This window comes from Rathayibacter tritici, assembly GCF_001641005.1.
Taxonomy (GTDB): Bacteria; Actinomycetota; Actinomycetes; order Actinomycetales; family Microbacteriaceae; genus Rathayibacter; species Rathayibacter tritici.
The window spans coordinates 2,573,860-2,595,229 of sequence record NZ_CP015515.1; the positions used below are offsets into that span (position 1 = coordinate 2,573,860).

Here is a 21,370-nt window from a genome sequence, read left to right on the forward strand (position 1 = left end):
GCGGTCGTGCCCGATTGGTCGCGGTTCCTGCCGCTGAGCACGGGGCTCTCGGTCGACGAGACTGGTGTCAGCAACGACTGGCGCCCCCTCGTCGCCGAGAGGCTCGACCGCCTCGCCGTCCTGGCCCCCTCCCCCTCCACTGCGGAGGGAGAGGTGGCCAGTCGCGTCTCTCGGGACGCCCTGCTCGGAGACCTCATCGTGCGGCTCTCGAGCAGCACCGGCCAGCGCCTCGCGACGCGGATGGGCGCCCGCGAGGCCGCCACCCCTCCCCCGCCCGCCGATCTCGCGTCGGCCCTGGCCGCTCTCGCCACCGCTCGCCGCTCGGGCGAGGGGCCCCGATCGGTCGCCGAGCTGGTCGAGGTCGTCCGTGTCGAGCTCGCCCTTTCTCCCGCGCCGGTCCCGCTCTCATCTCGCGTCACCGGGGCCGTGGCGCTGGACCGCCTGCAGCGCGCACCGCTCGCGATCCGCGCCGCCGTCCGCGGGCGAACCCTCGCTCCGACCGACGCCGAGTGGGAGCTGGGGTCGGGCCCCGCCCTGCGCGTACCGACCGACGGGATCCTCCGCTTTTTGCTCGGGATCGGGCCCTTCCCGGCAATCGCCCCAGGCGACGAGATAACTCCGTAAGCGAGCTGATTGTGGTGGGGGTGGGGCCATGAGCAAGAGACGCTCGCACAGAGATCGCTCGCATCACGACGGGCCGAAAGCATTGTGCCATTTTTTCCCGCTACAGTGGACCGCGGCGAGATAAAATGGCACAATGCTTTTCATGAGTAGCCGCACGCTGTCGCATTGCGATATTCTCCCACTTCGCGGGCTCGTCGACACACTGCACTCTCTTTTGCTAGCAGAAGTTGTCGACGACCATACGGTTGGAAGAATCCGTGTCTCGCTGACGGAAAGCGGGCCTGTGCCAGGGGGACAATACCGATTCTGCCGATATAGATATACGACAAGGAGGACACCGCACTCCGGATGGGAGCCTATTCATTGACGAATCGCTCACGAGCCAAGATTCTCACATGCAGAACTGCGAATACCACGCTCGCGCTAACAGAAAGCGCAACGGCAACCATATAGGCTAAGTTGACAGAAACTAACTCGGAGACCAATCCACCAATTCCATCCCCTATAGGAATTCCGATCCCAAGAGTGAGCAGTCTTCCGGCAATAGCCACCCGTCCCTGTAGACGATCCTCCGCAAGACTCTGACGCAAGGAGGCAGCGCCGACAAAGACGACCACAAAAGGAACTGCCCACACCCCCATGAACACAATCAGCGTTAATTGCGACGTTGCCAAAACCACGCCTACCAAACAGATAGCCGCAAGTAAGAAAGCAGCTGAACAGATGAACGCCGAGTTCCGAGCGAACTGAACTTTCGTAAGAACCCAAGACCCGAGGACCGACCCTAGAGCGATCGCTGTATAAACCTGAGCAACGACCGAAGCGCCCTGTTCGGGTCCATAACGCACTGAGATCAACACGATGAGTTGTCCGAGGATGAGGCCTTCTGAGAGAGCGAAAAATAACGCTGCTGCCGTTGTCTGCGTTACTAGGCGAGTCTTCCATACAAAGACAAAGCCGGAAAAGACGGCTGGCCAAGTCAGCTTTTCCCTCGGCTCCCTCGTTGCAGGGTCGAGACGGCCACGAATAGACCAGAGCAAGAATGCGGAGCCCACCATGGCGAAGGCTTCTACGAAGAAGACGTCTTCGGCGCTTATCCTTCCGAGGGCTATTCCTGCAGCCAAAGGCGCCGCGATCTCCACTAGTGCAGCAGATCCCGAGACCAGTGCGTTTGCCCGCTGCAATTGTTTCACTCCTACGATCGTCCACAGAGCTCCCGCGTTCGCGGCATCGGTTGCGACAAACAAGACATTGGTCGCGACCAGACCTGTAACGAGAAGAGGAAGGCTGAAGCCGTCAAGAAGGATAGCGAGCGGTATTGTGGCTAAAACTAGCCCCCGAAAAAGATTGCATATGACAAGGACGGGTCCGCGCGGCCAGCGATCGACTATGTGGCCGACAGGTATGCCAAAAGCGAAATAACTCACTCCGCCGATTCCTGCGACAAGGCCAGTGATGGCAGCGGAGTTGGTAGCGGTGTAGACGATCACGGGAACGACAAGTGTGGTTGCTGCCGCCCCCGCAATCGAGATCAGTCTCGCCATCAAGTAGATTATGAAAACGACACTGCGAGCCACGGGTGCTGAAGGTGAGGCGTCTGACGTCAACTCAGGGGCGGACTGACTTCAGATATCCGACTCGGAGTAGCGTTTGGACAAGCGCCACCGCCGCAGAATCGCCAACATGGGCACTCAACTCCGCCACGGTGATGACGGGATCTCGTTGAAGGATTTGAAGAGCAGGAATCGCACGGTCGTCCATGCGAAAAGTGCGAAGGCCCACTTTTACGTCTACCTTGCCGTCCCGAGCATCTTCAATGACAAGGGCGGCCTGCCCTTCGGCTCTCACTAGACTGGTCAATTCGCCGAGGGAAGCTTCGGACTCCGCCATAGCCTCAAAGAAATTGATGTGTCCTGTACCGATCTGATTCGAGGCAGTGACGATCGCTCGCTTCGACATCGTCGATAGATCTAAAGAATCGAGCTTGAGCACAAGCCGCTGGACGGCGCGACTGAGCACTTCGGTCACGTCGTGGGCCCGTGATTCGTTTAGCGTCGGCTGTTCGGAGAACGATTCATCGCCTTCGGTAACATCTTTCACTATGTCTTGAAGAAGTTCGGAGAGCGAGCGCGGCTTAGTAGTAACAGAGAGATGAAACGACATCTGGTCGACTGATGACGCGACATGCGGGGTGCCCCAGGGAAGGTATAATACATCGCCTGGATTCATAACGAATTCCATCGTCGGCTCACCCAATGAGGCTTATGCAAAATACGATTGATCGAGATGGATTTGCGCGTGTCGGTCACGAATAACACCGGCTAATCCGCTTTGATTGAAGAGCAGCCTCTAACAGAAACTCTTCGCAAAGGAACCAGCCGGTGCGCACACAGTCTACTACGGGAATGACGGCCGAGCACTACGCGATCCTCGCCGAACGGATCGAGAACGAGTTCATGTGGCGTCGGCGGCGAGGACGTCCGCGCAGACTTTCCCTCGAGGGAGCATTGCGGGTCACTCTTCTCTATTATCGCCAGAATGTGACCGAGCAGTTGATCGCTGATGTGGTCGGTGTCAGTCAGTCGACCGTGTCGCGAACGATCGCGTCGGTTGAGGCGATGCTCAATGTCGTGATAGACGACGAGCAACCGGACGTCGAGGCCGCGCTCCGCGGGACAACGGCCGTCATCGACGGCACGCTCCTGCCGTGCTGGTCCTGGTCGGACGCGCCAGAGCTGTACTCCGGGAAACACATGACCACGGGGCACAACTGCCAGGTCCTCGCCGATCTCTCCGGTCGGTTGATCCACATTTCGGATCCGATCGCGGGCAAGCATCACGATGCCCACGCGTTTCGAGAAACCGGGTTGGCCGACACCGTTAACCTCTCGAACACGCTGGCCGACAAAGGCTATCAAGGCACCGGAATGGTCACACCAATAAAGAAGAGGCCAAGCGAAGAACATCTGCCAAATTACGCCAAACACCACAATCGCTTCGTGAACACCCACCGCTACGTGATCGAGAGAACAATTGCTAGCATCAAGACCTGGCGGATATTCCACACCGACTACCGGCGGCCACTGCGCACCTTCCGAGATGCCTTCAACGCCGTCCGCGGACTCATCTTTTTCACTCGGCAAAAAACCAATTTTGCATAAGCCTCAATGTTTGCGGATCTAGCGCGTAGCCGGCCGAGGGGCGCGGGATGATGGTTTCCCAAACGCTCCATTTCTTCTGCCCATAAAGCTGGATGACAAAAACTTCGGTACTGTCCAGATGGGGCGCGAATCCTTGAACTCGACCTCCGGGGGTCAGGAACGACACCACGTCGCTTCGGCAACCAAGTGTTCGGGACAAAGAGGCTTATGCAAAATACGATTGATCGAGATGGATTTGCGCGTGTCGGTCACGAATAACACCGGCTAATCCGCTTTGATTGAAGAGCAGCCTTTAACAGAAACTCTTCGCAAAGGAACCAGCCGGTGCGCACACAGTCTACTACGGGAATGACGGCCGAGCACTACGCGATCCTCGCCGAACGGATCGAGAACGAGTTCATGTGGCGTCGGCGGCGAGGACGTCCGCGCAGACTTTCCCTCGAGGGAGCATTGCGGGTCACTCTTCTCTATTATCGCCAGAATGTGACCGAGCAGTTGATCGCTGATGTGGTCGGTGTCAGTCAGTCGACCGTGTCGCGAACGATCGCGTCGGTTGAGGCGATGCTCAATGTCGTGATAGACGACGAGCAACCGGACGTCGAGGCCGCGCTCCGCGGGACAACGGCCGTCATCGACGGCACGCTCCTGCCGTGCTGGTCCTGGTCGGACGCGCCAGAGCTGTACTCCGGGAAACACATGACCACGGGGCACAACTGCCAGGTCCTCGCCGATCTCTCCGGTCGGTTGATCCACATTTCGGATCCGATCGCGGGCAAGCATCACGATGCCCACGCGTTTCGAGAAACCGGGTTGGCCGACACCGTTAACCTCTCGAACACGCTGGCCGACAAAGGCTATCAAGGCACCGGAATGGTCACACCAATAAAGAAGAGGCCAAGCGAAGAACATCTGCCAAATTACGCCAAACACCACAATCGCTTCGTGAACACCCACCGCTACGTGATCGAGAGAACAATTGCTAGCATCAAGACCTGGCGGATATTCCACACCGACTACCGGCGGCCACTGCGCACCTTCCGAGATGCCTTCAACGCCGTCCGCGGACTCATCTTTTTCACTCGGCAAAAAACCAATTTTGCATAAGCCTCATTGAACGCGAGAACATAAGCTTCCACGTCATGCCGAGATCCGCCGGCAGGGCTCACTTTAACAAGTTGCGTCCCCAGTGGTCCGGTATCCTGAAATCCCGTGACGCCGAAGGAGCGTTCGAGAATGGTAGCGAGATCGCTTAGACTCACCGGGCTTCCGCTGAAATCTCTATGGGTTCGTCGCTTTGCAAATGCTTCATCGATTTGCATTGATAGCGGGGGTCGGAGCCGGGGGAGATAAAGACGCGCAGCTTCCGGGTAGCTCTTGACTCGAGCGGGCTGTTCGCGCTGCCCGAAATTCTGGGTAATGTCGGAAGCTCTTTCTGAGCGGAAGGCGACAAATCCGACGTCTAGAGTGGCGTGATGAAATGCGAGGGCATCGGGGCCGAACGCTTCGGCCCATTTACTTCTTGTCTGATTGGCGGTGGTTGTCTCTTCTACGAATCCGAACTTGAGAAGAACATCAAGGAGACTCTTGATGGCGAGTCGATTGTCTTCGGGATACTCGGCGAGGAGGGCTTCGAAGTCAACAGGCCTCGCAAGCCGGTTGATAAGGGCTAGGACGTCACCCGTGACAGCGAGTCGGTCTCTCGTTCCGTGATTGCTTAGAACCGCTTTCCCGTTATCCCATCGGACGGTCAGGTTTGTGCTCTGGATTAGCGCCATGATCGCCCCGCGCGGTAGTGAGTATGATGCGGGGCGGACGTAAGCGTCCGCCCCGCTGATTCGGAATCGTCAGCTGATGTTCGCCAGTGCGACGAGTTCCGAAGCATCTGCGATCAGCTCGATGTCGAGATCCATGTCTTTATTCATTCGATCACCTCCTTTTTCGTGGGTTTTGCTTACTCGCCCCGGTTGGGTCGGTCGATCATGTGATCGAGGTCGGATAATGAGGATTCCGCATACACCGTGCGTTGATATTAACCGAACCTCCAGCTTCTTGCAACCACAGTTAAGCCCCCTAAGGAAGGGGGATGTGGGGACATCGTGTTCCTCAAAACCCCGCACCGCCTGCACGTCACGCTAGCTCCCGACCGCACCGCCCGCGTCCGCTGAAAGACGGAGCCGCTGCACGGGGGCCCACTCGGCTCACTGCGGGCCCCGCGCTGACCGCGGCGCCGGCTCCTGCTTTACCGAACCTGCGGCTTCCGTCTCTCAGGGAACGAGGTCGAGCCCGGTCTCTCTCGCGAAGCTCTCGAGCGCTGCATCGAGGACGGCATGCGACAGCGGCTCGTGGAAGTCGGGACGAGGCGGCAGAGCGTCTGCTGCGCGCTCCCACAGCGAGATCGACCGGGCGGCGGGCAGGTTGGAGGAGGCGTAGAGAAGGCCGTCGATGTCCGGATAGGTCTCGTAGACGGCCACGGCCCACTTCCGCGCTGCCCCCCGGGAACCGCTGGAGATCGCGGCGTTGCCCCCGGCGAGGGTGATCCAGCTCGAGTCCGCGAGATCGAGCAGGGACAGTGCGCGCCGAGGCCGCATCGTGACGAAGTAGGGGTCGTCCTTCGAGCGCTCGATGACTCCGCGATCGCGGAAGCACTCGACGAGAGCCGTGCGCAGGGCGGGCATCTGCCGACCGCGGGCGTCCGGGAGCGTGGGGGCCACGTACATGACGCCGTGATCGGGATGGTGCCCCTGCGGAAGAGGGTGGTGGTCGAACCGCGACCCGGTCGGCCCGAACGACCGGAACCGATTCCAGTCGATCGGGTGCGGGCCTCCGCGTGGGTAAATCCGGCCGACGGTCACGTCGGTTCCGAGACGCCGCACGTGGCCGACGGAGAGAGCGGGAAACCTGGACCGGTCGGGGTCCGGCAGCCGCTCGCTCACGGAAGTAGGAAGCCGTTCGTGAGCACCTCGACGGCTTTCGCCGAGTCGCCGCCGCTCGCGAGCCAGTCGCGCGGACTGACCGGCCCGCCCTCGAGCAACAGCTCCTCCGAGGGCTCGGTGACGATGCGGAACACGGCGAGAGGGTGCGCATCGTCCGGTATCCTCCGCGCAAGCTCGGTCCAGCCGGGAAGTTCATCGGACTGCGTGAACTGGAACTCCGGGAAGCGGTGCGGGGTCTGCCCTGGAAATGCGTACAGAGTGTGATCGGCCGCTCGCTGCCTGACGCGGCTCGTGCTCACCTGCAGAAGAGCGGCGACGTCGGAGGTGCTGAGCGACCGCCCGCGAAGGCCGGCCCACGCCGCTTGCGACCGTATGGAAGCACGCTCTTCAAGCGGCGGCATCTCTCCAACGAACGATCCCGCCGCTCGGAGCGCCGCCTCCTGCTCCCGCGTCGCAATGCCCGAGGTCGCCCGCGGCGCCGCCGTCGCCGCGTCGGCGATACCCTCGATCAGCTTCAGAACATCCGCTCCAGAACTCTCGACGCGACGCAGGGCCGCGGTGAGACGCGAGAGCCCGGGCACCCGGTCGGCAGCACCGGCGAGCAGCTCCTCGAGCGCGGCCAGGCTCGAGCTGCGTCCGTGATCGTTGACTGCGAGGGTCATCGCGCCTCCTAGCGCTCGCTAACGGAGCTAGCCTACGCCAGTCTCACGGCCGGACGACAGAACGGCTCCGGACGACAGAACGGCTTTCGACGACCTCGCCCGGGAGAAAAGACGTGGCGGAGCCGCCGGGACGCGTGTCTCAGCCTCTCGCCGGTCACCTCGATCGCACGCCGCGCCCCGCACTCACTCCTGGGCGAGCGCCACTGCCACGACGAGCGCCGAGTGCACCGCCGGCTCCGAGACCGCGAAGTAGCGGCTCGATCCCTCGATCCACGCCTCCGTGGCGCCCTCGCGGGTGCGGAAGCGCACGGGCTCGACGCTCGAGGTGCCGCGCCCGTCAGCCTTCGCGACCGCTTGCGCGCGCAGATCGGCGAGCACTTGCTCCGCCGTCGTCACGCCCGCGGTCACCCGGTCGCGGACGCTCCGGGTGCGCGCCGCGTCGATCCCGACATCGCGTCCCCTCGCCAGGGCCGCCACAACCGCGCCCTCGCAGTGCGCGATACTGATCCGCATCCGCTTCAGGCCCCGGTGGTCCCCGCGGAGCACCGGGCGCCCGTGCGGGCCGGAGCAGCGCTCGCAGCGCGCGTCCACCGCGACCGCCAGCGGATCGATCCCGAGCGTCTCCGCGGCGAGCTCGCGCACGAGCACCCGGCCCAGGAGGAAGCTGTCGCGGACCTCGCGCCGCCCTGTCGCCTCGTAGCGCAGGCGCTCGGCCAGGGTGAGCAGGCGCAGCATCCGGTGCCGAGCGGAGTCGAGGACTTCGGGCCGCGCCCAGCGCAGCTGCACGTCGTCGGTAGCGAGAAGAGGGAGTCCGGTCATGGCCCGGACGTTACGCGCGGCGGGCGACATCGGCGTGACGGGAGGGTGGCCGGAGGGGAACGGACGGCTGTTGACTGGGAGACGTGCAGACCTTCCTCCCCTACCCCGACCTCCACCGCAGCCTCCGCGCCCTCGACAGCAAGCGGCTGGGGAAGCAGCGCGTCGAGACGCTGCAGGTGATGCGGGCGTTGACCGTGCCCGGGTACGGCTGGCAGAACCACCCCGTCACGCGGATGTGGCGGGGGTACCGCCCCGCGCTGATGGCTTACCAACGCGAGACCTGCGCCGAGTGGGCACGGCGCGGCTTCGTCGACACCTGCCTCGCGAAGACGCAGGACGCGCTCGCGGCCGTGCCGGAGGACCTCGCCGCCTACCTGGCCGGCGACTACCCGCTCCCGCCGTGGTTCGGCGACGAGCGCCTGCACCGCTCCCACCGCTCCCAACTCCTCACGAAGGACGAGGAGCACTACGCGCCGCTGTTCCCCGATACACCGTCGGGGCTCGACTACGTCTGGCCCGTCGGAGCCTGAGCTCGGGCGGCGGGTAGGCGCAGGAAAGGGATTGCGATGAACGCGAGGAAGCCGAGCGCGTCAGACAGGGCGCCCGTGGGCGCTGTAGCGGCAGCGCGCTGCTGCGGGGCCGGCACGGTCTGCGGTGCCGTCCCGTCGGTCGGGCGGGGATCAGAGGAGGCGCTCGCCATGCGGACGGCCTAGGAGAACGCACTCCCCGGATCCCGATCGGCGTGTCTGCGGGCCTCCAGTGTCCTTTTCCGGCCCTCCGGCGTCTCCTCCCGGCCCTCCGGCGCCCGGTCGGGCCTTCGTCTTCCGGGGCTCTCGGGTTAGTCTGTCGAGATTGACCTGCCGCAGAAAGCGGTCAGGGCGTCGGCCGCGGTCGTCGCAGTATCCGGGGGGATTCGCGAAGGAGAAAGTGTGGCGTCCGAAAGAAGGACCACCGGAAGCGTGATCAAAGCGATCGCCGGCTTCCTGGGCATGAGCGTCGTGGCCGGAGTCCTCGTGACCGCCACCGTCACCCCCGCGGTGGCACTCGCGGGAGTCGCAGCGAACCAGTCGATCGGCGTCTTCGCCGGCCTCCCCGACTACCTCGAGGTCGACAAGCTCTCCGAGAAGAGCAACATCTACGCGACCCGATCGGACGGGTCGTCGCAGCTGCTCGCCTCCTTCTACGTCGAGAACCGGGTCGAGGTGCCGCTCGACCAGATCGCGCAGGCCGCCCGCGACGCCGCCGTCTCGGGGGAGGACCCCCGCTTCTACGATCACCGGGGGGTCGACCTCCCCGGCACCCTCCGCGCCGTCGCGCAGACCTACGTGCTCGGCAACGACGTGCAGGGCGGATCCTCGATCACCCAGCAGTACGTCAAGAACGTGCTCGTCGAGAAGGCCGTCCGCAACATCACGGACGACGGCGAGCGTGCCGCCGCGATCGACGAGGCCACCCGAACCTCGCCCGAGCGCAAGCTCCGCGAGATGAAGCTCGCCATCGGCCTCGAGAAGCAGTACACGAAGGACCAGATCCTCCAGGGCTACCTCAACATCGCGTTCTTCGGAGGAACCACCTACGGTCTCGAGTCCGCCGCGAACTACTACTACGACACGACGGCCGCGAACCTCTCGATCGCTCAGGCCGCGAGCCTGATCGCGATCGTCAACAATCCGTCCGTCCTGAGGATCGACCAGCCCGACAACGCCGACAACGGCGCGGCGAACGGCTACGCCCGCAACAAGGACCGCCGCGACTACATCATCGGCAAGATGCTCAACGAGGGGAAGATCTCGCAGGCGGACCACGACAGCGCCGTCGCGACGGCGATCGAGCCTCGTATCACCCAGCCCAGCACCGGATGCTCGACCGCCGGCAACGCGGGCTTCTTCTGCGACTACGTCACCAACGTGCTGAAGAACAACGAGATCTTCGGCGCTGACGAGGACACCCGCTGGAGCAACTTCCGCCGCGGCGGCCTCGACGTGTACACGAGCCTCGACCTGGACCTGCAGAACGCGGCGCAGAAGAACCTCGACGCGCAGGTCCCGCGCACGATGTCGAACTTCGACGTCGGAGCGGTAGTCGTGAGCGTGCAGCCCGGCTCCGGCCGCGTGCTCTCGATGGCGCAGAACAAGACCTACTCCCAGGACCCGGAGGTGCTGGCGGAGGATCGGAGTGCGACGAGCGTCAACTACAACACCGACTTCGCCTACGGCGGCTCCGCCGGATTCCAGCCCGGATCCACCTACAAGATCTTCACGCTGATGGAGTGGCTCAAGGAGGGGCACAGCCTCAACGAGACCGTGGACGCTCGCGTCCGCTCCGACTGGGGCACCTTCGAGGACAGCTGCAATGCCGACGGCACCTGGTCCGCTCGGGGCTGGTCACCGAAGAACGACGAGGGCGGCAACGGCGGATTCTGGACGGCGGCGTTCAACACGAAGAACTCCGAGAACACCGGCTTCGTCGCGATGGCGAAGAAGCTCGACCTCTGCTCCATCAAGGGCACGGCCGAGTCGTTCGGCGTGCACCGCGCCAACGGCGAGACCCTCGGCGAGAACGGATCCGCGGTCCTCGGCACCGAGGAGATCGCTCCGCTCACGATGGCGTCGGCCTTCGCCGGCATCGCCGCGGGCGGGACCGTCTGCGACCCGATCGCGATCGACAAGATCGTTGATTCGAGCGAGACCTCGCTGCCAGTCCCGGGCAACAACTGCCGCCAGGCGATCGAACCGAACGTCGCCGCCACCGCAGCGGTCGCTCTCCAATCCACCTTCGACGGGGGAACGACCACAGAGAGCAACCCTCGCGACGGCACTCCCCTGATCGGCAAGACCGGAACGACCGACAACGCGCTTGCGACGTGGATGAGCGGCGCGAGCACGAAGGTCGCGACCGTCGTCGGCGTCGTGAACGTCAATGGTTTCGTCAACCAGCGGAACGTCACGTTCCCCTCCGGCCCCGTGGCGCGCGCCCGCCACCGCATCTGGATGCCCTATATGCAGGTGGCCGACGCCAAGTATGGCGGCGATGCGTTCCCGAAGGCTGACGGCTCGCTCCAGATGGAGCCTAAGGCGTCCGTCCCCGATGTGGCGGGACTCAGCGTCGCCGACGCGAAGGCGAAGCTGGACTCCGCAGGATTCGGCCTGATTGAGGGCGGCTCCGAGGCGAGCGACGCGGCGGCCGGCACGGTCACCCGCGCGACCCCGTCCGGCAGCGCGGCGCCGGGATCCGCGATCACCGTGTTCACGAGCTCCGGCAACCAGAAGACGGTGCCGACCGTGACGGGCCAGGGTCTGGAGGCGGCGAAGAACGCGTTCGGAGCCGCCGGCTTCACGAAGATCACGCTCGCCTGCGCCGAGGACCCGAAGGCACCAGACGCCGGACAGGTCACCGGGCAGGAGCCGTCGGGCGGCTCCCCCGTCGCAGCCGACGCCACCCTCAGGGTGACGATCAGCGCGAAGAAGTGCCCCTGACCCACACCTTCGGCTCGTGAAAACGCGTCCGGCACGCGCAGATCCTCGGATCCCGCGAGCCGGACGCGTTTCTGCGAGCCGAGGAGGGCGCTACTAGCCGCGACCCCGGATCGCTCCGACGATCGCGACCGTCGCGAAGTAGACGATCAGCGCCAGGACCCCGAACGACGCGAGCGCCCCGCTGGCCTCGGCGTAGGGCCGCCGCGTGTCCGTCATCGTGCCGGGCATGACGATGTCGAGGGCGAACAAGCCCACCGCCAGGCCGAAGCAGACCAGGCTCAGCACGAGCAGCGCCCGGACCGCCTTGCCCACGGGGTCGTAGTAACGCGGGTGTGACATCGTGCCTCCGGTTCTCGTGCTCCCGTGTCTATCCCGCCCGGCTCCCCCTGGCAACCCGCGCTCCTCCCCTCGGTCGCATCCCTCCCCCTCCGCGAGATGCCACTTGGGTAGGCGACACGCCGGGCGAAGCGGTCCCAAGTGGCATCTCGCGAGGCGCGGACGGCGGGGGCGGCGGCGGTTATGCGGGCAGCGGGAGGGAGGCGGCCGAGGTCACCAGGAGTTCGCCGGCGATGGCGTCGACGCGGAGTGCGCCTCCATCGGCCACTTCGCCGCTGACGAAGAGGTCGGCGATCCGGTCGTCGACCGAGCGCTGCACGAGCCGGCGGAGGGGCCGGGCGCCGTATTGCGGCTCGTAGCCGTTCTCGGCGAGCCAGTCGACGGCCGCCTCCGTCACCTCGAGCGTGACCTCACGGGGAGCGAGACGTGTGCGCGTGGTGTCGAGCACGGTGCCCACGATCTCCCGCAACTGCTCGCGGCCGAGGCGGCGGAACAGCACGATCTCGTCGATCCGGTTCAGGAACTCGGGGCGCATCGCCTCGCGGAGTCGGCCCATCACGCGATCGCGCAGGTCCTTCTCCGATGCGAAGCCCTCAGCCGACGCGTCGCTCTGCGCGACGAAGCCGAGCGCACCCGATCGCGAGGCCAGGAACTCCGAGCCGAGGTTCGACGTCATGATGATGACCGTGTTGCGGAAGTCGACCGTGCGGCCCTGCCCGTCGGTCAGGCGGCCGTCGTCGAGGACCTGCAGCAGCAGGTTGAACACGTCCGGGTGCGCCTTCTCGATCTCGTCGAAGAGGACCACCGAGTACGGGTTCCGGCGCACGCGCTCGGTGAGCTGCCCTGCCTCGTCGTAGCCGACGTATCCGGGAGGGGCGCCGACCAGTCGCGAGACCGTGTGCCGCTCGCCGAACTCGCTCATGTCGAAGCGGATCACCGACTGCTCGTCGGCGAAGAGCGAGCCCGCGAGGGTGCGCGCCAGCTCCGTCTTACCCACGCCGGTGGGTCCGAGGAAGAGGAACGAACCGACGGGCCGCGAGGAGTCACCGAGTCCGGTGCGACTGCGGCGGACGGCGCGGGCGACCGCGGCGACCGCGTCGTCCTGGCCGATGACGCGCTGGTGCAGCTCCGACTCGAGGTGCGCGAGGCGCTCACGCTCCCCCTCCGTCAGCCGCGACACCGGGATTCCGGTGGCACGAGCGATGACCGCCGCGATGTCGCTCTCGCCGACGACCGCCTCCGCGGGGGCACTGCCGGTGGCCGCCTCGAGCTCCGCCTGCACTGCGGTGATCTCGTCGCGGACACGAGACGCCTCCTCGTAGTGCTCGGCCGAGACGGCCGCGTTCTTCTCGACCTCCAGCGTCGCCAGACGCTCGAGCAGCGCCCCGGTGTCGACACCCGCGCCCAGCTTCAGGCGGAGGCGCGCGCCGGCCTGGTCGATCAGGTCGATCGCCTTGTCGGGCAGCACGCGGTCCGTGAGGTACCGGGCCGAGAGCTCGACGGAGGCGCGGAGGGCCTCGTCCGTGAAGCGCACGCGGTGGTGCTCCTCGTAGGCAGGGCGGAGGCCGTGCAGGATCGCGACCGCGTCCTCGATGCCGGGCTCGCCGACGCGGACCGGCTGGAAGCGCCGCTCCAGGGCCGGGTCCTTCTCGATGGTGCGATACTCCTTCAGCGTCGTCGCGCCGACCAGGTGCAGTTCGCCGCGGGCCAGCCGGGGCTTGAGGATGTTGCCCGCGTCCATGCCGCCCTCGCCACCGCCGCCCGCACCGACGACGGTGTGGATCTCGTCGATGAAGACGATCAGCTCGCTGGCGTGCGCCGCGATCTCGTTCATCGTGCCGGTGAGGCGCTCCTCGAAGTCGCCGCGGTAGCGGGTGCCGGCCAGCATGCCGGGAAGGTCGAGCGAGATCACGCGCTTGCCGCGCAACTGCTCGGGGACCTCCTCCGCCACGATCGCGCGGGCCAGGCCCTCAACGATCGCGGTCTTGCCGACGCCGGCCTCGCCGACCAGCACCGGGTTGTTCTTGGTGCGGCGGCTCAGAATCTCGACGGTCTGCTCGATCTCGTCAGCGCGCCCGATCACCGGGTCGAGCCGGTCCTCGCGGGCGAGAGCGGTGAGGTCGGTGCCGAACGTGTCGAGCATCGGAGTGTCGGAGGCGGGCTGTGGCGCCTCCTGCTGCTGCACGTCGGCCTCGCGCATGCCCTGGGTGAGGGCTTCGGCCGTGACGCCGGCGCGGGCGAGGACCTGCCCGGCGGGGGCGTCCTGGCCGAGCACGAGCGCGAAGAAGAGGTGTTCGGGCTCGATGTAGGTCGATCCGCTGGACCGGGCGACCTGGTAGGCGTGGAACAGCGCACGCTGTGCGCTGGGCGTGATGGTCGCCGCGTTCTGCGAGGCGTAAGCGTCGTCGGCCTGCGGGAGGCGCGCCTCCGCGGCGGTGGCGATGGCGGCGGGGTCGATGCCGATGCGGCGCACGGCCTGGGAGACGGTCTCGTCGTCGATGATCACGCGGAGCACGTGCAGGGCGTCGAGCTCGGTCTGGCCGCGCTCGAGTGCGAAGCGTCCTGCGGACTGCAGGATGCTGCGGGTACGGGCGGTGAGGAATCGGCTGAGGTCGATCGACCGCGCCGCGCGGGCGCGCTCACCATCGAGGTAGCGGGCGAGGAAGTCGTCGAACGAGCTCGGTCCGGCCTCACTGTCGTTGTCGGGCACCAGTCCTCCTGGGGAAGTTGAGTCGGTTACGCTCAAGTCCAACGCAGGGGTGCCGTTCCTATTCCCGCCCCTCCCCCCGCGAGATGCCACTTCGGTACACGACACGCGGCGGCGGGCGTACCGAAGTGGCATCTCGCGGGAACGGGAAGAGGCACGGACCTGGGGGTCCGTGCCTCTCTGCGCCGACGCGCATTTCTCCGGGGTGGGAGCTCTAGGGGACGAGGTAGCCCGCCGCGCGGAACAGCCCGTACCACTCCGGCCGCGTGAGCGGCAAATCGGAGCCGAGAGCCGCATCGCGCACGCGCTGCTCGTTCGTGGTGCCGAGCACGACCTGCATGCCCGCGGGGTGGCGGGTGATCCAGGCGGTGGCTATGGCGATCGCGGGGACGTCGTACTTCCCGGCGAGGCGATCGATCGCGGCGTTCAGCTCGGGGTAGGCCGGGTTGTCGAGGAAGACACCGGTGAAGAAGCCGGCTTGGAACGGAGACCAAGCCTGGACGGTGATGTCGTTCAGGCGGCAGTAGTCGAGGATGCCGGCGTCGCGCATCACCGACTGGTCCTCACCGACCATGTTGGACGCAACGCCCTGCGCGATCAGCGGCGCGTGAGTGATCGAGAGCTGCAGCTGGTTCGCCACGATCGGCTGGTTCAGCGACTTCTTCAGCAGCTCGATCTGGTAGGGCGTCTGGTTCGAGACGCCGAAGTGCTTCACCTTGCCGGAGGCCTGCAGCTCGTCGAACGCGCGGGCCACCTCGTCGGGCTCAACGAGGGCGTCGGGCCGGTGCAGGAGGAGGACGTCGATGTAGTCGGTGCGCAGCGCCTTCAGCGAGCCCTCGACCGAGGCGATCAGGTGCTCGTACGAGAAGTCGAAGTACGGGCCGTCCGGGACGATGCCGGCCTTAGTCTGCAGGACGACCTGCTCGCGCTCCGAGGGCGTGAGCGGCATCGCCTCGGCGAAACGCTCCTCGCAGCGGTGCAGCTCGCCGCCGTACACGTCGGCGTGATCGAAGAAGTCGATGCCGGAGTCGCGGGCGGCGCCGACCAGTCCGCGGATCGCTTCGTCGCTCATCTCGGGGATGCGCATGAGGCCGAGGACGACGTTCGGGGAATCGACACCGGAGTTGCCGAGGGGGACGTGCTTCACAGGGAGTGCTCCTTCGTTGGATACCTCGTCCACGGTAGGCGCCACGACCGGGCGGCGTCCAACAGGGGGCGCTGGTGCAATTCATCGGGCGGAGTGGTGAATCGGCGAGGCCATCCGGTTCACAACGCAGGATGGATGCGAGCAGAGGCGCGACTCAGGCCGGTCAGCACGGGCGCGGGAGCGATCCTTCCTGCGTTGTGCACGCCTTGCCGCCCTTGCTGGCCGGTGGCAGGCTGCCACCATGCCGATCGAGGTCCGCCGCGCCTCCGTCTTCGCCGATGTCGCCGCGGTCGTCGGCCCCAAGCGCCCGGACGCGAGCGTGTGCTGGTGTCTGAGCTACCGCCTCCGCTCCTTCGCCGAGAACCGCGCACTACTCCGTCCGGCCCGCGGCGAGCGAGTGCGCGCGCTCGTCGCGGAGGATCCGCCGCCAGGCGCCCTCGCCTACGACGGCGACGACGTAGTCGGCTGGGCGGCCGTGCACCGGCGGGCTGACACGAGTTACTCGACGAACCGGAAGATCCCGCACGTCGATGACCTCGACGTCTGGACTGTCTGGTGCATCCGCGTTCGCCCGGGCTTCCGCGGGCGCGGCATCTCGCATCCGCTGCTCGAGGGGGCGGTCGAGTTCGCCCGGGCGCACGGAGCTCCGGCAGTGGAGGGGTACCCCGTCGACAACGCGGGCGCGAAGGTCGATCTCACGATGGCGTACGTCGGCACTCGTGCGCTGTTCGAACGCGCCGGCTTCACGGAGGCAGCCGACACGACGTCGGTGCTGAACGGCTTCCCGCGGATGGTGATGCGCCTGCCTCTCCGACATACCACGACGATATGATGCGGTCGTGATCCTCGACCAACTCCCCCTCGGCGCAGTCCTCAGGCGCGCCCGAGAGGACGTCTCGATGTCCCAGACGGCACTCGCCGCCGCCGCCGGCCTGCGTCAGCCGAACATCGCCGCGATCGAAGCCGGCGCACGCCGTCCGAGCCCGGAGCTGTTCGAGCGGCTCCTCCGAGCCGCCCGACTCCGCCCGTCGATCGCTCTGGAGTACCTCGCCAACGACGTCCGCCAACTCGCCGCAGAGCACGGCCTCAGCGATGTCCGGGTGTTCGGATCGGCGGCCCGGGGCTCGGACGACGAGCGGAGCGACATCGATCTGCTCGTCGCGGCGGATCCCTCTGTCGACTTCCTCCGACTGGCCGCGTTCCGCGGTCGAGCCGAGGCGCTCCTCGGTTTCCCGGTGGACGTCGTGATCGACAGCGCGGACGACGACATCGTGGCGGCGATCCGCCGCGAGGCGGTCCCGCTGTGACCGGGCCGGACGAGGGAGGGACGACGCAGGACCGCTTCACCGCCCGCCCCCGACGCCCCGCCGAGGACACCGACAAGCGCTCCCGGCTGATCCTCGAGGCGGATCGGCTTCTCTCCCGCCTCGATCGTGCCGCGCGCGACGGCGAGGATGAGTTCATCCGCCCTGTGTCGGACAGCAGGGACATCGGCGCGCTCGCCCTGATCACTCTCGCCGAGTTCGTGCACCGCGATCTGCCCGCCGCCGTCGTCGCGCAGCTGCCCGGCGACGCGGTCGAAGGACTGCGAGCCACGCGGAACATCGCCGCCCACAACTACGCCGCCCTCGACAACGAGCGGTTGTGGACAACCGTGACCGTGCACGCCCCGGCGCTGCTCCACACGATCCGAGCAGCGCTCCTCGACGGCTGACCGTCTCGCCGCCGTCCTCGGGAACGAGGAACGGCCCCTCACCCGCGAGGGGAAGGGCCGTTCGCCGCGGAGGACCGGACGAAGTGTCGGCGCCTAGAAATCCCAGTCCTCGTCCTCGGTGGTCACGGCCTTGCCGATGACGTAGGAGGAGCCGGAGCCCGAGAAGAAGTCGTGGTTCTCGTCCGCGTTGGGCGAGAGGGCCGACAGGATCGCCGGGTTCACGTCGGTCGCCTGCTTGGGGAACATTGGCTCGTAGCCGAGGTTCATCAGCGCCTTGTTGGCGTTGTAGTGCAGGAACTTCTTGACGTCCTCGGTCAGGCCGAGCTGGTCGTAGAGGTCCTGCGTGTACTGCGCCTCGTTGTCGTAGAGCTCGTAGAGCAGCGAGAACGTGTAGTCCTTGATCTCGTCGCGCTTGGCCTGGTCGACCCGCTCGAGTCCCTTCTGGAACTTGTAGCCGATGTAATACCCGTGCACTGCCTCATCGCGAATGATCAGGCGGATGAGGTCGGCCGTGTTGGTGAGCTTGGCGCGCGAGGACCAGTACATCGGCAGGTAGAAGCCCGAGTAGAAGAGGAACGACTCCAGCAGCGTAGAGGCGACCTTCCGCTTCAACGGGTCGTCGCCGCGGTAGTAGTCCATCACGATGGACGCTTTTTTCTGCAGGTTCGGGTTCTCCATCGACCAGCGGAAGGCCTCGTCGATGTCCTGGGTGTTCGACAAGGTCGAGAACACCGAGGAGTACGACTTGGCGTGCACCGACTCCATGAACGCGATGTTCGTGTAGACAGCCTCCTCGTGCTGGGTGATGGCGTCCGGGATCAGCGAGACCGCGCCGACGGTGCCCTGCACGGTGTCGAGAAGGGTGAGCCCGGTGAACACGCGCATGGTGAGCTGCTGCTCCTCGTGGGTCAACGTGTTCCACGACTGGATGTCGTTGGAGAGCGGAACCTTCTCGGGCAGCCAGAAGTTGCTCGTGAGGCGGTTCCACACCTCGACGTCCTTGTCGTCCTGGATCCGGTTCCAGTTGATGGCCTGGACGGAGTCGACGAGCTTGAGCTTCTCGGGGGGAGTCATGATTCCTTCTCGCTACTGCGGATGGGTGATGCGGGTGAGAGAGGGCTCTACAGCATGCATGAGACACACTGGTCGAGTTCGGTGCCCTCGAGTGCCAGCTGGCGGATGCGGATGTAGTAGATCGTCTTGATGCCCTTGCGCCAGGCGTAGATCTGGGCGCGGTTGACGTCGCGGGTGGTCGCGGTGTCCTTGAAGAAGAGGGTGAGCGAGAGGCCCTGGTCGACGTGCTGCGTCGCCGCGGCATAGGTGTCGATGATCTTTTCGTAGCCGATCTCGTACGCGTCCTGGTAGTACTCCAGGTTGTCGTTCGTCATGAACGGCGCCGGGTAGTAGACGCGGCCGAGCTTGCCCTCCTTGCGGATCTCGATCTTCGACGCGATCGGGTGGATCGAGGACGTCGAGTTGTTGATGTACGAGATCGATCCGGTCGGCGGAACGGCCTGCAGGTTCTGGTTGTAGATGCCGTGCTCCATGACGGAGGCCTTGAGCGCACGCCAGTCGTCCTGGGTGGGGACGGCGATGCCCGCGTCGGCGAAGAGGCGGGCGACGCGCTCGGTGGCCGGCGCCCACTCCTTCTCGGTGTAGGTGTCGAAGAACGCGCCCGAGGCGTACGTCGAGTCCGCGAACCCCTCGAAGGTGGTGCCGCGCTCGATCGAGAGGGTGTTGGAGGCGCGCAGGGCGTGGAACAGCACCGAGTAGAAGTAGATGTTGGTGAAGTCGATGCCCTCCTCGGATCCGTAGTGGATCCGCTCGCGGGCGAGGTAGCCGTGCAGGTTCATCTGGCCGAGGCCGATGGCATGCGACTTGTCATTTCCGTCCTCGATCGAGCGGACCGAGGCGATGTGCGACTGGTCGGACACCGAGGTGAGGCCGCGGATCGCGGTCTCGATGGTGCGGCCGAAGTCGGGCGAGTCCATCGTCAGCGCGATGTTCAGCGAGCCGAGGTTGCAGGAGATGTCCTTACCGACCTGCGCGTAGGAGAGGTCCTCGTTGTAGGTCGTCGGAGTGTTCACCTGCAGGATCTCGGAGCAGAGGTTGGACATGTTGATCCGGCCCTTGATCGGGTTCGCCCGGTTCACCGTGTCCTCGAACACGATGTAGGGGTAGCCCGACTCGAACTGGATCTCGGCAATGGTCTGGAAGAACTCGCGCGCCGAGATCTTGCTCTTCTTGATGCGCGGGTCGTCGACCATCTCGCGGTACTTCTCCGAGAGGGAGATGTCGCCGAAGGGGATGCCGTAGACGCGCTCGACGTCATAGGGCGAGAAGAGGTACATGTCCTCGTTGTTCTTCGCGAGTTCGAACGTAATGTCGGGCACGACGACGCCGAGGGAGAGCGTCTTGATGCGGATCTTCTCGTCGGCGTTCTCGCGCTTGGTGTCGAGGAAGCGGAGGATGTCGGGGTGGTGCGCCGAGAGGTAGACAGCTCCCGCGCCCTGGCGCGCTCCGAGCTGGTTGGCGTAGCTGAAGCTGTCCTCGAGGAGCTTCATCACGGGGATGATGCCCGAGGACTGGTTCTCGATCTGCTTGATCGGGGCACCGGCCTCGCGGATGTTCGAGAGCGAGAGGGCGACGCCGCCGCCGCGCTTGGAGAGCTGGAGCGCGGAATTGATACCGCGGGCGATCGACTCCATGTTGTCTTCGATGCGGAGCAGGAAGCACGAGACGAGTTCGCCGCGCTGAGCCTTACCGGTGTTGAGGAAGGTGGGTGTCGCGGGCTGGAAGCGGCCGGCGACGATCTCCTCGACGAGGGCGGTCGCGAGCGTCTCGTCGCCCTGCGCGAGGCCGAGAGCGGTCATCACGACGCGGTCCTCGAAGCGTTCGAGGTAGCGCTTCCCGTCGAAGGTCTTCAGCGTGTAGGAGGTGTAGTACTTGAACGCACCGAGGAAGGTCGCGAAGCGGAACTTCTTCGAGTACGCGAGGTCGTTGAGCTGCTGGATGAACTCGAACGAATACTGATCGAGCACGGCCTGCTCGTAGTACTCCTTCTCGACCAGGTAGTCGAGTCGCTCCTTGAGCGTGTGGAAGAACACGGTGTTCTGGTTGACGTGCTGCAGAAAAAACTCGCGAGCGGCCTCGCGGTCCTTCTCGAACTGGATCTCTCCATCCGGGCCGTACAGGTTCAGCATCGCGTTGAGCGAGTGGTAGTCCATCTGTGCGGCGTCGCGGGGAGCGTCGATCACTGCTGCGTCCAAAACGAGTCCAATCCTTCATCGACGGCGCGGACGTCGTCGGGTGTTCCGAATACTTCGAAGCGGTAGAGGTGCGGTACCGCGCATTTGCGGGCGATGATGTCCCCGGCGAGGCAGTACGCCTCGCCGAAATTCGTGTTGCCGGCGCCGATGACCCCTCGGATCAGGGAGCGATTGCACGGATCGTTGAGGAACCGGATGACCTGCTTGGGGACCGCGCCTGCGCCGTTGCCGCCGCCGTAAGTGGGGAGGACGAGCACGTAGGGCTCAGAAACGTGGAGGGTGTCGAGCGCCGCTCCGTCCCGCCGGGCGTGGAGCGGAATCCGCTGCGCCGGCCGCCCGAGCTTCTCGACGAACCGGTGCGTGTTCCCCGAACTACTCGAGAAGTACACCAGCCCGCTCATCCGCCCTCCCTCGTTCATCCGCTTCCCGCCGACCCCCCTCTGAGGTGCACGGGTGGTGAGTCGCAACGCGGAGAAGGAAGCCGTAGCGGCGCTACGGCGCCCGCCGACAACGCCGCGAATC

At 65.5% G+C, this 21,370-nt stretch carries 21 protein-coding genes; 9 read left to right on the forward strand and 12 right to left on the reverse strand.

The genetic code is table 11. The features are described from left to right. The first annotated feature begins 6 nt into the window (after nucleotides 1-6). Nucleotides 7-624, forward strand: coding sequence for a hypothetical protein (locus tag A6122_RS11615; protein ID WP_068255105.1), 618 nt, complete (start codon nucleotides 7-9; stop codon nucleotides 622-624). Nucleotides 625-980: 356 nt separating this feature from the next. On the opposite strand, the gene A6122_RS15995 is transcribed toward A6122_RS11615, so the two are convergent. Then, nucleotides 981-2,168 (reverse strand): MFS transporter, encoded by a 1,188-nt coding sequence (locus tag A6122_RS15995; protein WP_237358179.1) that lies wholly within the window; start codon nucleotides 2,166-2,168, stop codon nucleotides 981-983. Between the two features lie 64 nt (nucleotides 2,169-2,232). Next, nucleotides 2,233-2,865, reverse strand: coding sequence for a JmjC domain-containing protein (locus A6122_RS16000; RefSeq protein WP_084416012.1), 633 nt, complete (start codon nucleotides 2,863-2,865; stop codon nucleotides 2,233-2,235). Nucleotides 2,866-3,029: 164 nt separating this feature from the next. Between A6122_RS16000 and A6122_RS11625 the strand changes: the two genes are divergently transcribed. Next, on the forward strand, nucleotides 3,030-3,785 hold the full coding sequence (locus tag A6122_RS11625; RefSeq protein WP_084415693.1) for a transposase family protein: 756 nt from the start codon (nucleotides 3,030-3,032) through the stop codon (nucleotides 3,783-3,785). On the opposite strand, the gene A6122_RS17745 is transcribed toward A6122_RS11625, so the two are convergent. Next, nucleotides 3,757-3,954, reverse strand: a complete 198-nt coding sequence (locus tag A6122_RS17745; protein ID WP_418320014.1) for a JmjC domain-containing protein — start codon at nucleotides 3,952-3,954, stop codon at nucleotides 3,757-3,759. The two genes, A6122_RS11625 and A6122_RS17745, sit on opposite strands and share 29 nt — an antisense overlap. Before the next feature lie 179 nt (nucleotides 3,955-4,133). Between A6122_RS17745 and A6122_RS11630 the strand changes: the two genes are divergently transcribed. Both A6122_RS11630 and A6122_RS17000 read left to right on the forward strand, forming a co-directional pair. Continuing rightward, nucleotides 4,134-4,889 (forward strand): transposase family protein, encoded by a 756-nt coding sequence (locus A6122_RS11630; RefSeq protein WP_084415693.1) that lies wholly within the window; start codon nucleotides 4,134-4,136, stop codon nucleotides 4,887-4,889. Nucleotides 4,890-5,257: 368 nt separating this feature from the next. Continuing rightward, on the forward strand, nucleotides 5,258-5,455 hold the full coding sequence (locus tag A6122_RS17000) for a hypothetical protein (protein WP_068255111.1): 198 nt from the start codon (nucleotides 5,258-5,260) through the stop codon (nucleotides 5,453-5,455). A 594-nt stretch (nucleotides 5,456-6,049) separates the two neighbouring features. On the opposite strand, the gene A6122_RS11640 is transcribed toward A6122_RS17000, so the two are convergent. The 3 genes from A6122_RS11640 to A6122_RS11650 all read right to left on the reverse strand — a co-directional run bounded on the left by A6122_RS11640 (nucleotide 6,050) and on the right by A6122_RS11650 (nucleotide 8,199). Next, nucleotides 6,050-6,502 carry a hypothetical protein gene (locus A6122_RS11640; RefSeq protein WP_335720329.1) on the reverse strand — a complete coding sequence of 151 codons (453 nt, stop codon included), beginning with the start codon at nucleotides 6,500-6,502 and terminating at the stop codon, nucleotides 6,050-6,052. Nucleotides 6,503-6,714: 212 nt separating this feature from the next. Then, a complete protein-coding gene (locus tag A6122_RS17005; RefSeq protein WP_068255118.1) occupies nucleotides 6,715-7,380 on the reverse strand; it encodes a hypothetical protein in 666 nt (221 codons plus the stop codon). A gap of 183 nt (nucleotides 7,381-7,563) precedes the next feature. Beyond that, nucleotides 7,564-8,199: a 4'-phosphopantetheinyl transferase family protein gene (locus A6122_RS11650; RefSeq protein WP_068255121.1), complete on the reverse strand. Its 636-nt coding sequence runs from the start codon at nucleotides 8,197-8,199 to the stop codon at nucleotides 7,564-7,566. Between the two features lie 83 nt (nucleotides 8,200-8,282). Between A6122_RS11650 and A6122_RS11655 the strand changes: the two genes are divergently transcribed. Both A6122_RS11655 and A6122_RS11660 read left to right on the forward strand, forming a co-directional pair. Continuing rightward, nucleotides 8,283-8,729, forward strand: a complete 447-nt coding sequence (locus tag A6122_RS11655) for an MSMEG_6728 family protein (RefSeq protein WP_068255124.1) — start codon at nucleotides 8,283-8,285, stop codon at nucleotides 8,727-8,729. A gap of 429 nt (nucleotides 8,730-9,158) precedes the next feature. Continuing rightward, a complete protein-coding gene (locus A6122_RS11660) occupies nucleotides 9,159-11,675 on the forward strand; it encodes a transglycosylase domain-containing protein (RefSeq protein WP_068255126.1) in 2,517 nt (838 codons plus the stop codon). 93 nt (nucleotides 11,676-11,768) lie between these two features. Here A6122_RS11660 and A6122_RS11665 read toward each other — a convergent pair whose 3' ends face one another. The 3 genes from A6122_RS11665 to A6122_RS11675 form a co-directional block, all read right to left on the reverse strand. Continuing rightward, on the reverse strand, nucleotides 11,769-12,014 hold the full coding sequence (locus A6122_RS11665; protein WP_068255129.1) for a hypothetical protein: 246 nt from the start codon (nucleotides 12,012-12,014) through the stop codon (nucleotides 11,769-11,771). A gap of 178 nt (nucleotides 12,015-12,192) precedes the next feature. Then, entirely contained in the window at nucleotides 12,193-14,721 is a 2,529-nt protein-coding gene (locus tag A6122_RS11670; protein WP_237358180.1) for an ATP-dependent Clp protease ATP-binding subunit, read from the reverse strand. Nucleotides 14,722-14,932: 211 nt separating this feature from the next. Further along, on the reverse strand, nucleotides 14,933-15,865 hold the full coding sequence (locus A6122_RS11675) for an aldo/keto reductase (RefSeq protein ID WP_104261797.1): 933 nt from the start codon (nucleotides 15,863-15,865) through the stop codon (nucleotides 14,933-14,935). A gap of 241 nt (nucleotides 15,866-16,106) precedes the next feature. Here A6122_RS11675 and A6122_RS11680 point away from each other — a divergent pair, with 241 nt between their 5' ends. From A6122_RS11680 to A6122_RS11690, 3 genes are read left to right on the forward strand one after another with little or no spacing between them, the layout of a single operon-like run. Beyond that, nucleotides 16,107-16,697 carry a GNAT family N-acetyltransferase gene (locus A6122_RS11680; RefSeq protein ID WP_068255133.1) on the forward strand — a complete coding sequence of 197 codons (591 nt, stop codon included), beginning with the start codon at nucleotides 16,107-16,109 and terminating at the stop codon, nucleotides 16,695-16,697. A 7-nt stretch (nucleotides 16,698-16,704) separates the two neighbouring features. Further along, complete coding sequence (locus A6122_RS11685; RefSeq protein ID WP_084416016.1) at nucleotides 16,705-17,172, forward strand: XRE family transcriptional regulator; 468 nt, start codon at nucleotides 16,705-16,707, stop codon at nucleotides 17,170-17,172. Next, nucleotides 17,169-17,579: a HepT-like ribonuclease domain-containing protein gene (locus A6122_RS11690; RefSeq protein WP_068255134.1), complete on the forward strand. Its 411-nt coding sequence runs from the start codon at nucleotides 17,169-17,171 to the stop codon at nucleotides 17,577-17,579. Before A6122_RS11685 ends, A6122_RS11690 begins: the two co-directional genes overlap by 4 nt. A 93-nt stretch (nucleotides 17,580-17,672) precedes the next feature. On the opposite strand, the gene nrdF is transcribed toward A6122_RS11690, so the two are convergent. Genes nrdF through nrdI form a run of 3 tightly spaced genes read right to left on the reverse strand, consistent with a single transcriptional unit; the run spans nucleotide 17,673 to nucleotide 21,249 of the window. Further along, nucleotides 17,673-18,653 carry a class 1b ribonucleoside-diphosphate reductase subunit beta gene (nrdF, locus tag A6122_RS11695; RefSeq protein WP_068255135.1) on the reverse strand — a complete coding sequence of 327 codons (981 nt, stop codon included), beginning with the start codon at nucleotides 18,651-18,653 and terminating at the stop codon, nucleotides 17,673-17,675. Nucleotides 18,654-18,700: 47 nt separating this feature from the next. Next, nucleotides 18,701-20,806, reverse strand: a complete 2,106-nt coding sequence (nrdE, locus tag A6122_RS11700) for a class 1b ribonucleoside-diphosphate reductase subunit alpha (RefSeq protein WP_068257577.1) — start codon at nucleotides 20,804-20,806, stop codon at nucleotides 18,701-18,703. Nucleotides 20,807-20,832: 26 nt separating this feature from the next. Further along, on the reverse strand, nucleotides 20,833-21,249 hold the full coding sequence (gene nrdI / locus A6122_RS11705; RefSeq protein WP_068255137.1) for a class Ib ribonucleoside-diphosphate reductase assembly flavoprotein NrdI: 417 nt from the start codon (nucleotides 21,247-21,249) through the stop codon (nucleotides 20,833-20,835). Nucleotides 21,250-21,370: the final 121 nt, after the last annotated feature.